9 protein-coding genes are annotated in these 14,031 nt (G+C 44.7%); 4 read left to right on the plus strand and 5 right to left on the minus strand.

Annotated elements, in window-relative coordinates; genetic code table 11:
- Nucleotides 1-14 precede the first annotated feature (14 nt).
- Nucleotides 15-2,273 (minus strand): sensor histidine kinase, encoded by a 2,259-nt coding sequence (locus Q0081_RS04610; RefSeq protein ID WP_298349855.1) that lies wholly within the window; start codon nt 2,271-2,273, stop codon nt 15-17.
- Nucleotides 2,274-2,390: 117 nt separating this feature from the next.
- Between Q0081_RS04610 and Q0081_RS04615 the strand changes: the two genes are divergently transcribed.
- From Q0081_RS04615 to Q0081_RS04625, 3 genes are all read left to right on the plus strand, one after another.
- Nucleotides 2,391-3,695: a Gfo/Idh/MocA family protein gene (locus tag Q0081_RS04615; protein WP_298349856.1), complete on the plus strand. Its 1,305-nt coding sequence runs from the start codon at nt 2,391-2,393 to the stop codon at nt 3,693-3,695.
- A gap of 136 nt (nt 3,696-3,831) precedes the next feature.
- The gene (locus Q0081_RS04620) at nt 3,832-4,860 is read left to right on the plus strand and encodes a glycoside hydrolase family 43 protein (protein ID WP_298349858.1); all 1,029 of its coding nucleotides are present in this window, start codon (nt 3,832-3,834) and stop codon (nt 4,858-4,860) included.
- Nucleotides 4,861-5,037: 177 nt separating this feature from the next.
- Nucleotides 5,038-7,749: a PQQ-dependent sugar dehydrogenase gene (locus Q0081_RS04625; RefSeq protein WP_298349860.1), complete on the plus strand. Its 2,712-nt coding sequence runs from the start codon at nt 5,038-5,040 to the stop codon at nt 7,747-7,749.
- 5 nt (nt 7,750-7,754) lie between these two features.
- Here the strand turns inward: Q0081_RS04625 and Q0081_RS04630 are convergent, their stop codons facing one another.
- A complete protein-coding gene (locus Q0081_RS04630) occupies nt 7,755-9,500 on the minus strand; it encodes a DUF885 family protein (protein ID WP_409034045.1) in 1,746 nt (581 codons plus the stop codon).
- A gap of 118 nt (nt 9,501-9,618) precedes the next feature.
- On the opposite strand from Q0081_RS04630, the gene Q0081_RS04635 reads away from it, so the two are divergent.
- Nucleotides 9,619-10,512 (plus strand): NAD(P)-dependent oxidoreductase, encoded by an 894-nt coding sequence (locus Q0081_RS04635; protein WP_298349861.1) that lies wholly within the window; start codon nt 9,619-9,621, stop codon nt 10,510-10,512.
- A gap of 8 nt (nt 10,513-10,520) precedes the next feature.
- Here the strand turns inward: Q0081_RS04635 and Q0081_RS04640 are convergent, their stop codons facing one another.
- The 3 genes from Q0081_RS04640 to Q0081_RS04650 form a co-directional block, all read right to left on the minus strand.
- Complete coding sequence (locus Q0081_RS04640; RefSeq protein WP_298349862.1) at nt 10,521-11,591, minus strand: M42 family metallopeptidase; 1,071 nt, start codon at nt 11,589-11,591, stop codon at nt 10,521-10,523.
- Between the two features lie 114 nt (nt 11,592-11,705).
- A complete protein-coding gene (locus Q0081_RS04645) occupies nt 11,706-13,244 on the minus strand; it encodes a hypothetical protein (RefSeq protein ID WP_298349863.1) in 1,539 nt (512 codons plus the stop codon).
- The gene (locus tag Q0081_RS04650; protein ID WP_298349864.1) at nt 13,241-14,011 is read right to left on the minus strand and encodes a class I SAM-dependent methyltransferase; all 771 of its coding nucleotides are present in this window, start codon (nt 14,009-14,011) and stop codon (nt 13,241-13,243) included. The genes Q0081_RS04645 and Q0081_RS04650 overlap by 4 nt, the downstream gene beginning before the upstream one ends.
- Nucleotides 14,012-14,031: the final 20 nt, after the last annotated feature.

Consider the following 14,031-nt stretch of genomic DNA (forward strand, 5'->3'; position numbering starts at 1 on the left):
ATCGTTAGTCCTAACTATTCTAATGGTGGTGAAAGTCGGTCTATCACTACCAATGTCCCTCCTTCAGCAGCGCTGCTGATTTCGATTTCACCATTCAGATAAGTCACTTTTGCCTGAATGGAACTCAGCCCTTTCCCCGGTTCATTCTTATTTTCAGAAATGCCGATTCCATTGTCTTCCACCATGATGGATACGTAATTTTCGTGTTCAACCACCTCGACTGTTGCCTGTGTTGCCTGAGCGTGTTTAACAGTATTTTGAAGCAATTCCTGAATAATTCGGTACACTTCGTTTAGAAAAGAAAGCGAATAACGATGTTTGTCTTCAAAACCAACTATAATTATTTCTAATTGTAATTTTTCGGAAATATTTACGGTTTTGGACAAATCTTCGAGAGCATGTCGCAAACCGTAACGTTCTATCAGCAAGGGCGTAAGGCGGTGACTAATATTACGAATCGTGCTGCTCACATTTCCTAAGACTTCGTGCGCTTTCAGCAATTTTGGCTCACTTTGTTGATCGGAAAGTCCTTTTTCTAAGGCCGACGATACATTCAAAGAAACCAACGCAAGCGAAGCATTGACGTCATCGTGCAATTGATCAGCTATCTTTCGGCGTTCACTTTCTTCGGCTTCCAACACACCCCGCATCAAATCAATGTGACGTTGTTTTTCAAGTTGTTCCAACTCATTTTGCTTCAACGCCATCGCCTGACGATTTCGCACCTGACGATTTCGCAGATACAATAATAAAAAGACAATGGCCAAAGCCGCCAAACTCACCAAGGCTCCGTACAACAATCGTTCGCGCTGAATTTGCCGTTCCTGAGCCGCTTTTTCTTCATTCAACCGAATTACCTGTTGCTCTTTTTCGCGTAACCCCACTTTAGCCAATACTTGTTGAATGGCACGGTAACGATTCAAATTGGTCAGCGAATCCTTAATGGTATAATAGGTTTGTAACGATTGAATTTGTCTTGGCAAATTGTTTTGTGCCTTTTGCAACTCGGCCAAATATTCGTAATAATACAGTCCTGTTGCGGAATAAGGGGTATTTTTGGCCAGCGAATCAAATTTTTGCAGGATTTTTTGTGCTTTTTCATAAGCCCCGTTCAGCGTCAGTGCGTGCGCATAATACATATCGGGAGGCACAAAATAAAAGGCGGCGGTATACCCTTTATTTAACGCCTGCTCGTGATAGCTCAATGCCTTTTGGGGCTGTTTATCATGTTCGGCGATGAGACCGGCTGTCGTAAAATAATTGGGGAAGGGAATATCTTTTTCAGCTACCTGAAGCAATTCGCGAATCTGTTTTAGGTATGCTTTTGCTTGGGTAAACTCTCCAATGGTTGCTTTGGCAAATGCCATTTGCGTCATAAAAATGGGTGTTTGCGCAGGGACCAAGTTGGGCTTTATCACTACCTCATCTACCAAATCTGCAAATTTGTTAGCATTAGTATAGTCGGCCAAAATTAGATTTTGCTGGAGCATATAGAAATAAACGCTCGGTATGGGGTTGCGAAACCAAAAATTGCTGCGCTCATAAAAACGCGGGCGATGGGCGAGCGTAGAGTCTTTGGCCAACTTAAGCAAGGCTTCCGCTTCGGCTACTTGCTGCGCCGGATTATCTTCTAAAAAATTGACTACGAAGTTATAACGCGCCGTAAATTCGGCATTTTTATTTTTAAGTCCTTCGGCCAGTTGAATGGCTTGACGGTAATAATTTTCTCTGGATTTGAAATCATTGGGCGGAATTCGACCGGCAGCATGAAAGGTATAAAGAAAAGAAAGATTTTCACGGTCATTGGCGGCTTTGGCAGCGGCTTCTCCTAATGCCAAATACTTAGCGGAGGAGTCTACTTTATTCCAGTGATTGTACAGTAGTACACTGCCTACCAATGCCTCTCGGTACTGTTGCGAATTTGGCGGAGCATTTTGAAGAGCGCGTTGGTGCAATTTCGCCGATTCCTCAAAAATGCCGAAGGATTCTTTGGCCCGTGCCCACGCCATGAGCAGCATGTGAGCCCATTCCCATTTGCCTTCTTTTTGCACACGAGGTACGTATTCTGCCAACCATTCGTAACTGAGATTCAAATTGGTTTTGCCCGTATCCTGAATCAAATCACAGGTTTCTCGAAACGATTTTTCGGTCAGGGGTTGACGTTGAAGAGTTTTCCATGCAGTACGAGCTTCGGCTTCTGTCAATGTCTGCGCGAATAGGGTAGCAATACTAAAGAAAAAAGTAGATAAACAGGTGTAAGACAGCCGTTTCATGGAGCATAACGTTTGGCAGATTAAATATAGTGAATATTTTTATAAGCCGTATTGGTGAGGTTTATGGATTAAGTACCTTTTTTGTTTAAATACAAAATCTCAACCCCTCCATTCTATATGAACCGCCGTAATTTCATTCAAAACACAGCTACCGGAGCAGCTGTTACTCTTTTTTCTCCCTACGGGATTGCCGCCCCCCGCGCTACCAAATACCGTACCGCACTCATCGGCACCGGTTGGTGGGGCATGAATATCTTGCGGGCCGCTATTGCCGCAGGACAGTCGAAAGTAGTGGCGATGTGTGACGTTGATGAAAATCAAATCGGTAAAGCAGCAACAGAAGTGGAAAAACTAAACGGTGATAAACCCAAACAATACCGGGATTTTCGCGAACTGTTAGCCACCGAAAAACCGGAAATTGTTATCGTAGCCACCCCCGACCACTGGCATCCGCTGATTTGCATTGCGGCCGTACAGGCAGGTGCACACGTATATGTCGAAAAACCCATCAGTCATACCATCAACGAGGGCAAAGCCATGGTGTCGGCAGCTCGGAAAACCGGCAAAGTGGTACAGGTAGGAACCCACCGCCGCGTATCACCGCACAACATTTCGGGACGGGACTTTATCCGCTCGGGAAAAGCGGGCAAAATTGGAATGGTACGAACTTTTGTAAACTACGGCGGTGGCGCAGGACAAGTAACACCCGACAGCGAAACCCCCAAAGGTTTGGATTGGGATATGTGGTGCGGACCCGCGCCGTTACGGCCTTTCAACGCCAAAATTCATCCACGGGGTTTTCGTCAGTTTCTTGACTATGCCAACGGTCAATTGGGCGATTGGGGCATTCACTGGCTGGATCAATTACTTTGGGTAATGGAGGAAAAATACCCTCGCAAAGTATTCTCTACGGGAGGAAGGGCTATCAAAACGGACAACACCGACGCACCTGACCATCAGGTGGTTGCGTATGAGTTTGAAAATTTTACGGCAACGTGGGAACACCGTCAGTTTGCGGGAAATAATGCCGAAAAAACGCATCCGCAGCAGGCCGTAGGTTGTTATTTCTACGGAACCGAAGGCACGTTTCACATGGGCTGGGTTGACGGTTGGACCTTTTATCCCGTTGATTCCAAAAAACCTATCATTCACGAAGACGCCAAATTGGACATGCCCGACCAGCAAAACATTGCCAACTTATGGGCCGATTTTCTGGAATCCATTGAGAAAAAGCGACTGTCTGTGTGTGACATTGAAATTGGGCACCGTTCCACCAACATGGCCTTACTGGGCATGCTTTCCATGAAAGCGGGACGGAGTGTAGAATGGGATGGAGAAAAAGGGCTCATCAAAAACGACCCCGAAGCCAACAAACTCCTCCAAAGAGCTTATCGAAAAGGCTGGGAATACCCGAAAGTGTAGGGAAAAGGGACGGAGTCGCCCGTGCGATGACGAAGTACGAATGCAGAATGTCGAAGACAGAAAGCCGAATTCTTCGTGATCCTCTGTGCTAAACTCAGTGTTTCTCTGTGTCCCAAAAACACCGACTATATTCTCTATGAAAAAAATCCTGTTTTTAGTTCTTTTTCCTTTTCTCATTCAAGCCCAAACGTTCAAAAACCCGTTGCTTCCTGCCGGTGCTGACCCTTGGTCGGTTTACAAAGACGGTTTTTACTATTACATGCATACTACGGGGAGAGATTTAACAATCCGAAAAACAAAGGATTTATCCAAACTTGCCGATGCTCCCAAAGCTATAGTGTGGACACCTCCTGCCTCCGGGTCTTATTCCAAAGAGATTTGGGCTCCCGAATTACACTTTTTGGCAAGCAAGTGGTATATCTATTTCGCTGCCGACGATGGCCGAAACCGTAACCACCGTTTGTATGTATTGGAAAACTCTTCTCCTGACCCTATTCAAGGCACTTGGACTATGAAAGGACAACTCAAAACACCGCAGGACAAATGGGCCATAGACGGTTCAGTGTTTGAGCATAAAGGACAAATGTACCTCATGTGGTCAGGTTGGGAAGGCGACGAAAACGGTCGTCAGGATATTTACCTGTGCAAAATGAGCAATCCGTGGACTTGTGCAGGTAACCGTATTCGCATTTCCGACCCGCAGTATGAATGGGAACAACACGGCTTATTGACCCGCCCCGGCCCGGATGATAAACCCATGGTATTGGTCAACGAAGGGCCACAGTATTTGAAAAGCCCGAACGGACGAGTGAATATTATTTTTTCAGCAAGCGGTTGCTGGACAGACTATTATGCACTGGGGATGATTTACGCTGTTCCCAATGCTGACCTAATGAACCCTGCCTCTTGGAAAAAACATCCTACGCCGGTATTTTGGGCAAACAATGTAAAAGGCACGTATGCAGCGGGACATAACAGTTTTTTTAAATCGCCCGATGGAAGTCAGCATTGGATTCTTTACCATGCCAACTCAGAAGCAGGGCAAGGGTGTGGAAAAGAACGGGCACCTCGGATGCAACCTTTTACCTTTGCCGCCAACGGGACTCCCGTTTTTGGCAACCCACTGCCTCTTGAGGTAGAATTGTCTATTCCGAAAGGAAATTGAGTCGGGAAGCAGTACATTTACATAAAAACTTTACCGTTATGACACTCTTCTGAAGCGTAGCTTTGGAAGATTTTTCCTAAAGTTTAAAACAAACACCGTAACAATTCCGTACATATTTTTGTACAAAATAGCTGTAAAATGGTTGTCCCTTCTTTTTTTGGTGTTCAAAAAAGAATCTTGAAATGGTTAATTCTTCTTTTGTTTTCAAACACCATTTATGGCCAGGAAACATTGCCAGATTTTACCGATGAGTATTTGGGCGGAATCTGGAACCCTTCCCTTCAAGTGTTAGAAAGCATCGTGGGGGTTACTTTTGACCCCGTTGGTAAAATGTACCTATGGACCAAAAGCGGCAAGGTTTTTTCAGGCTCTACCCATCCTGATTCTTCCAATTTGATGCTTGACATTTCTTCCAAAGTCTATCAGGAAGGAGATGCAGGAATGCTGGGCTTTGTGTTGGACCCCCATTATATGACTAATGGTCGCTTTTACGTGTATTATTCCGTTGATCCGGGACAAATTCCGATAAATACAAATTTCACGCCCTACGCTTCAATGGGGCGCGTAGAGCGTTTTAAGGTGGTAAATCCAAATGATCCATCACCCATCACCGACTATGAAAGTCCGGATACTAAAATTTTAATTGGCGAATCTGACTCTACCGGTATCCCCATTACTTTTCCTGCTCACATGGGTGGCACGTTAGTTTTTGGCACGGATGGGTCATTACTGCTCTCCACGGGCGATGGGGCGATTTACGGCAGTGATGACAATGGCGGTCATCCTAACTCTTACTACGAGTCAGCATTAGCAAGTCACATCATGAAAGAAGCTGAGAATATTGGCTCCAATCGCGCACAACTGATTGATTCACACTGTGGTAAATTGCTACGTTTTGACCCTGATACGGGCGATGGTCTATCAAGCAATCCATTTTACGACGAAGCAAATCCTCGTTCGGCTCGCTCACGGGTTTGGGCATTGGGGTTGCGCAATCCCTTCCGAATCATGCACATACCCCTGACGGGCAACCATACCGATGACCCCGGCGATTTTTTAGTAGCTGACGTAGGTCAATCCGATAAAGAAGAATTTAATGTGGTTTCGCAGGGCGGGCAAAATTTCGGCTGGCCTCATTACGAAGGAATGACCTATCAGGACACCAACCGTCCTTTGGATTATTTACCTACCAATCCCACTTTACCGATAATAGATTATCGTACTTATGGTGGCAATGACCCTGGTAGAGCACAAAAAAACAATATAATTTATGATATTGGTTCATCTAACGTACCTGGGCCTGCTTCTATGGATGGTGCCTCTGCCATTGCCGGTATTTATTATAACAAAACACACTACCCCGAACTGTATCAAAACAGTTTTTTTGTAGCTGACGCAAGCGCCGGTTGGATTTACAACGTGAAATTAGACGACGATTACAATGTGCTTTCGGTTAGCCCCTTTGTAACAAATATCGCCGGTGAAATTGTAAGTATGGCTTTGAATCCAATAGACGGTGCCATTTATTACGTTCGTTTCAATGACGGTGCGCTAAATCGAATTATGTATACACCCGGCAATCGCGCCCCTATTGCCAAAATCACAGTGGATGCTTTAACCGATACGAGTCAGGTAGTTACTACTTTTTCTGCCATAGATTCCTACGATTTAGACAGCAATGAAGTTCTAACTTATGAATGGAGTTTCGATGACGGCAGTCCTTTAGAAACAGGGTTAATAACTCATCACGTTTTCAACAGTGATACCTTGATGTCACACAAAGTCAAACTGACCGTCACAGATCCAACCGGGGCAAAAAGCTATGATTCGGTCTTTGTTCATATCAATAATGCAGCGCCGGCCATTCAGGGAAGCAGTATTGACAGCCTCTATCAAATTGCTGCCAATCAGCCTTATCCATTGACCTTAACGGCTATCGTTACCGATGACCATACCCCGAGTGATAGCCTCATTTACACGTGGCGAGTGATGCTGGCCCACAACGAGCACCAGCATTTGTTGACTTCTTACAGTGGCAAAACTCAAACCATTACGCTTGCTTCACTGAGTTGCGAGCTTGGTTTGGCCTCCTATTGGTACCGAATTTCTTTAACCGTAAGAGACCAACAGGGATTGAACTCAACGGTCCACAAAGACATCAATTTAAACTGTGGTGGGATGTCACAGGCTATTAACTTTCCCGAAATTAGTGACAAAACGACTACAGATACGCCGTTTTCATTAAATGCTGAGTCAAGTTCCGACTTAGAAGTTTCTTATTTCTTAGTTTCCGGGCCTGCTTCCATCGCCGGAAATGTGGTTTCGTTAACTGGTCAACCCGGACAGGTTGTTATCAGGGCTACGCAACATGGAGACAGCACTCACAATGAAGCACCCATCGTTGAGCAATCGTTTAGAGTAAAAAGACCTATCAATTCACAAACCGTAAATTTTGCTGCCATTCCTGATAAATCCATTTCGGCAACACCTTTCCATTTAACGGCGACGGCTTCTTCCGGCCAACCCATTGCATTTTTGTTGGTGAGTGGTCCGGCCACTTTATCAGACAGCACAATTACGTTGACGGGGCAGGAAGGTATAGTTCGTGTACGAGCCATTCAGCCAGGTGATTTCAGCTTGAATGGCTCGTATCAAGAACGGACTTTTACCGTTTTTAACCCCTGCCCTGCTATCCTGAATTTATCGAAAACTATTATTCCGAACTCACCGGTTACCGGTTTCAATGCTGCTGAACATATCAATTCAAGTAACTTAATTCAAGCCCCAAACACCATTATTTATCGGGCAGGAAGTTCAATCCAGCTCACTCCGGGCTTTCAAACTGCACCGGGAGTTGTATTTTCCACCCAAATAGGCGGTTGTAATTAATTCTTTTATTTCACTACTGGCGGTGTATAAAACTTCCACGAAGACTTATAATCACGACTCAACTTCTTGTTGGTCATCACAGCCCTGACCATATCGACGGGCAAGGAATTTTGTTGCATTACCGTATCGTGAAACTGCTTGTAGGTCATCTTTTTAGTATCTACCAGCTCTTTTTTCAGCGCATAAAACTGAAAGGCTCCCGTCATGTAAGCCAACTGATACAAAGGCTCATAGCCACCCACAAACGAACGTCGCACCTCCCCTTCCGCATTGGCGCGTTCGTGTCCGACGCGGTCTACCAAGAAGTCAATGCATTGTTGGGGCGTCCATTTACCGAGGTGATAATTGAGAGAAAAAATGATGCGGGCGCAACGGTGCATCCGCCAAAACAACATCCCCACTTTGTCTTCAGGCGATTGGGGGAAGTTCATATCCCACAAAATCATTTCCCAATACAACGCCCATCCTTCGGTCCAGAAAGGCGTCCGAAAACGGCGGTAGCTTTTATAACGATTGTTCATAAAACCCTGTAAATGATGCCCCGCGATGAGTTCGTGATGGACGGTAGCACGCGAAAAGTGAGGATTATTTCCACGCATACTCATCAGCTTATCTTCATGTGACATAGCGGCCGTTGGATAAGAAATCAAAATCGTTTCCCCTCCCAAAAAGAACGGACTGAATTTCTGACGTTCGGCTGACATCATCGCCATCCGCCACGTTTCTTCCGCAATGGGCGGAATGGTTATCAAATCTTTTTGCTTCAAAAACGAAACCGATTCGTTATACAGCCGTAAAATCATTTCGGGTTGTTGACCGACGGGAACCATGGAATTTTTGACTTTGTCCTGCGCTTTCTTCCAATCATCCCCAAAACCCATCTCACGAGATGCTTTCAATAATTCACGATCACACCACGCAAATTCTTTGTTGGCAATGTCAATCAGTTCTTCGGGAGTGTACGAGATAAACTCAAACTCTAATTGCCGAATCAACTCATCACGTCCCACGGCTACCCCGTTGATACCGCTGCCGTCGTCTTTAAAGGGAGCCGCTGTTTTGGCTTTCTTCGTAAAAAAAGTGGCGTAGGAAGTCAACAACGTATCCACTTTTTTGTACGGTTCGGGCACCCACCACGTAAAATTTGGGTCGTAGGCATTATAAAATTCAAAGACACTTTTCAAAGCGGATTTCAAACCCGTGGCAGTTCCGGCGGCCCGTTCGGCCAAAGCAGGGTCTATTTTATCCAGTTTTGCCACGGTTTTACGCGCTTCTCCTATTTCTGAACTCAAAGCGTTCAATTCTTTGGCCATTTGCTCACCGTTTACCGATGCTCCGCGCCGTCTTGATTTCTCAAGGGCATAAATCTTATCGGCAAACGGAAACCAAGCCTGCGTTTGCGCTACTTCATTAGCCTCTTTGGTCAACTCGCGAATATCCACTTGCAAGTTCCGCTGAAATAGAAGGTAATCTACCTGACTATCCACGGGCATTTTGTCAAAATCCATTTTTTGAAGTTGTCCGAGGTAATCATTCGTCAATTTTTCCAACCGCAGACGTCGCTCCGGTGAGTTTTCAATCACGTAAAAACGGGTTAAACTCCCGCGGTCGGCGGCGTAATTGGCCATCAAATGGTGTACATCGCTCGTTTGTTGGTACAGTGAGTTAATGGGAGCAGGTTGAGCAAATGCAGCCGACAGCCCCGAAAAAGCAAGCGCCGCACTCATCAAAAAGTGTTTAGGAAAAAGCATGTCAATGTGGGTAGTTAGTTTGGTAATGAAAAGGTTAATTTTGTCGTTGTCTCGGTCGTTTTTTTGACCGTTTCGTGGATGAACAAAAATAGCCAAATGTCTTGATTTATTACTGAATATGTTATTCAACCAAATTACGATTATTGATAAATGCCGCCTGACGGAAGAAGGAATCCGGGAAATCTCCGATTTGTCTAAACATCCACTCGTACGGTATCAGGAAAATCCAAGTTCGGAAGAAGAAATTATGGCGCGAATCAGGGAGAGTGATTGTGTGTTGGTAAGTTGGCAAACTACGCTCTCCGCCCGTGTCATTGACTCAGCTCCGCAGTTGAAATACATCGGAATGTGTTGCAGTTTATACAATGAAGCTTCGGCCAACGTAGACATTGCCAAAACGCATGAGTTAGGAATTACGGTACGCGGAGTGAGAGATTACGGCGACGAAGGTGTAGTTGAGTTTATTTTTGCCCAATTGATTAATCTGTTCAAAGGATACGGCACCTATCAATGGCGCGATGAACCCGTTGAACTGGGGCATAAAAGCATTGGAATCATTGGTTTAGGAACTTTGGGACGCATGGTGGCCAATACGGCTCTCCATTTTGGGATGGAAGTGTATTATTACGGCCGCACTCAAAAACCGGAAGCAGAACAGAAGGGAATTCAGTATTTACCTTTAAATGAATTAATGGCCGTTTGTGATGTCATCACCACTCACTTGCCCAAGCACACCATTTTGTTGGGTAAAGAAGAATTTAAACACAAAAAAGCCAATTCTGTCTTAATCAACACCTCATTGGGGTTAACGTTTGACGAAAAGGCTTTTTTGAATTGGCTTAATAAGGACGAAAAATCGTTTGCCATTTTTGACTCCGACGGAGCGGCAAGCAGCTACCAAACCTTCTCCAAACTCAGTAACGTCATTTTGTATCCCCGTTCGGCGGGTTATACGGAAGAGTCTAAAAGGAGGTTGACAAAAAAAGTAATTGCCAACCTCAAAGCCGTTTAATCAGGCACTTACTTTATATACCTAAAATCCTCATTTCCTTTTAATTGTACCAACACTTCGTACATTAGGTTAATGACATTTTGCACGTCGTCTTTGTGAACGGTTTCGACGGTGGTATGCATGTATTTGAGCGGAAGTGAAATCAAGGCCGAAGCAACGCCCTCGGTAGCATACGCAAACGCATCCGTATCCGTACCCGTAGAGCGACTCACGGCTTGGCGTTGGAAAGGTATTTTTTTGCTTTCCGCTACGCCAATCATCATTTCCAATACATTGTTCTGAACCGCAGGCCCGTAGCAAAGCACCGGGCCACTGCCGCATTTCATATCGCCCTGTTCTTTTTTCTTGTACATCGGCGACTGCGTATCGTGCGTTACGTCGGTACAAATGGCCAAATCAGGTTTAAGACGACGGACAATCATTTCTGCCCCACGCAGTCCAATTTCTTCCTGTACTGCATTGACAACGTACAGCGTGAAGGGAAGTTGGATATTGTTCTCTTTCAACCGACGCGCCACTTCGGCAATCATAAAACCGCCCATGCGGTTGTCCAACGCCCGACCCACGTAGAAGCGATTGTTCATTTCAAACAAACCATCCGAAAACGTAGCAACCGTACCCACATGAATTCCCATGTCGTGGACTTCCTGCTTGTTGGTAGCCCCTACGTCAATCGTTAAATCGGCCACTTTGGGTACTGTATCTTTGGCCAAATCGCGTACGTGAATGGCCGGCCAACCAAATACTCCTCTGACAGTTCCTTTTTTTGTATGCAAATTGACCCGCATCGAAGGAGCAATGAGTGCATCAGAACCGCCGTTGCGAATGACGTAGATGTAGCCATCGTCTGAAATATAATTCACAAACCAGGAAATCTCATCCGAGTGGGCTTCAATTACCACTTTGTAAGGACTTGTTCCGTGAATGACTCCCACGGCCGTACCGTAGGTATCAATGATATACTCGTCAATGTAAGGTTTTAGGTAATCCAACCAAATCTGCTGACCCGACGATTCAAACCCCGTCGGAGAAGCGTTATTGAGGTAGTTGTAAAGAAATTCAGTGCTTTGATCTGACATATACTCTTTGATAGTTAGCTTAATATCCGTTTATACTTTATTTAAAAAATGCCCACAAATTTAACATTCCGCTTGATACTCTTTCGCCAATAACACAGTTAGATTCAAAATCGCTTATGTTTTCCGCCTGTAAAAGCGAACTCCGTCCAATTCTTTGACCAACGTGTAATGTTCCCGAATATATTTCGCAATCATCGGGAAACAATCGTGCCGGTAGTTGTGCTTTTCGGGAAGATAAATGTTCGACACATTCTCTACCATGGCATCCATAAACAGCGCCGGCTTGTTTTGTTCCAAATCACCAATAAACTCTCGTTGACGATACATTTGCAAAGGACTCTCCGTATAGATCCAGTAAGAATGCGGAAGACGATTACCTGCCGGTAGATGTTCATACACAAAAAAACGGTCCGCGTAGCCCCAAATCGTCATTTTTTCTCCGACATGAGAATAGGTCTGTATTGCTTTCCGTATTGCTGAATCTGATTGGGGTAGTGGCGGGATAGTGCCTATTGGAAACAGAAGTATGTTTCTAACCCCTTCCAGAGCGATTGCTACCAGCCCAACTGTCCAAATGGTATTGAAAACTTTGGGAGAAAGATACAAAGAACAAAAACTCCCCACCAACATTGAAGGAACAAACAAAAATAAAAGGTAATGGTCGAACGGATTACCGGCCTGCAATACTGCGTATAAACTAACCAACGCAAATGCAATGGAAAGCCAAACCATGGATTCAGAAACAACAACGCGGCGTGAAAAATCTCGAAACCAACCGATGAACCCTATTAGGATGAAAACGAATTGAACTATCCAAAAAACGCGAGTGGTGATAGGTCGGAATATAGCCCGCCCCATGGTAAGAGGACTGAAACGGTAGCCGACATCGAGTTTTGAATAAACGGTAGAAAAAGAATAATAGTAATAATTCCAGAAGTAGTCATTCCAGAATGCCTCGATATGGTCGTATTGATAATAGTAACAATTTACCAGCAAAACGGGCAAAAATCCTCCAAATGAGAAGAATGCCAAGCGAATCCATTGCTTAGCATTCATTAAAAAAAAACCAACAAAAAGAGCTAAAACAAGCCCCATTGGGATGATTTGAAACTTGGCAAAAGGGAGTAAACCCAGCCAAAAACCCAACAATAAGTAGACCCAAGGGGAATGTACTCTTTCCTGAATCTTCATAATTCCCCAAAAACCTACGGTAAGCATCAGAATACAGAGGTGTTCTGAGTTGTAGGTCATAAACCCGGGCCATAAATGAGCCGTTTGAAAAAGAAGTAAAGGGGCTGTAAACAGCAATGATTTGGCCGACGAAAACCAATTTTTAAAAATCAGGAAAACGAAAATAAGCGTCACGACCCACAACAGTACCCCAATCCCATCAGCTAAAGCCCAATCGACTTTCACACCTGCCATTTCGACTATGGCCAGAGGTAACACGGCAAGTGGGCGACTGTCTGAGAAATTCAGTAGTGTCCATAGCGGATGTTCAGATTGGGCCGTACTGATAGCGGAGCTAATCCAAGTGCTTGTATCTACGTCCAGCTCGGTAGAGATTTGATACTGCCACCTGACGGTTATCAAAATCACTAAACTACTGATAAATAGCCCATTCCACCAAGTATCCGAGCGTTTTAAAATCATATTTTCACCGGAGCCATAGTCACAAAAACAGAACTTCCAAAAGGTCCTTTCCCGATGAGCCCCTCTTCCAATTTCACTAACCAATACAAGCCATTATTAATCAATGACGGCGGAACGGCTACATCGGATGTTTCTTTGCTGAGGTCAATCCGGCCTCGTTTTAACAGAAACCGCTGCCATGCCCGTACTGCCATGATAAGAGGCGCCAGAAAGAAGCTCCAGTATGTGGCATACGTCACTTCCAAATTCGCGGCTTTTGCCAGTCTTTGCATGTCTTCTTTGACAAATCTTTTTTGACCTCCCACTACGATGTCGTGTACACCGGAAAAAGCGGCGTGAGCATTGTTATTGGTAATAAAAATGCCGTTAGGAGCCAATTTTGCTTTGATAGCCTTTAAGACATCCACAATAACAGCATCCGAAAAGTAGGTAAATACGTCGTTGCAAATAATAACGTCAAACTTCTTTTCAGGTTTGTAGGCATCTATTTTCGTTAGGTCAAAATAGGTAACATCCAATCCCCTCGACTGTGAAAATTTCACTCCGTCTTCCGAATAATCAAATCCTTCGATTTGATTAAATCCCTCTTCCTGTAAATGAATCAACATCCCTCCCGTTCCGCATCCGGCATCCAAAATGCGGAGGACAGTATGATTATTGAAATGTTGTTTGATACGAGCGGTTGCCTTCTGATGCAAAATACGATACCACCATAATTGGCGTTCTGCGTTAAACATCCGTTCGTATTCGTCTTGCTTACCTATCATTGAAATAACTTTAAAAATTC

The organism is Runella sp., from assembly GCF_027484545.1.
Lineage (GTDB): Bacteria > Bacteroidota > Bacteroidia > Cytophagales > Spirosomataceae > Runella.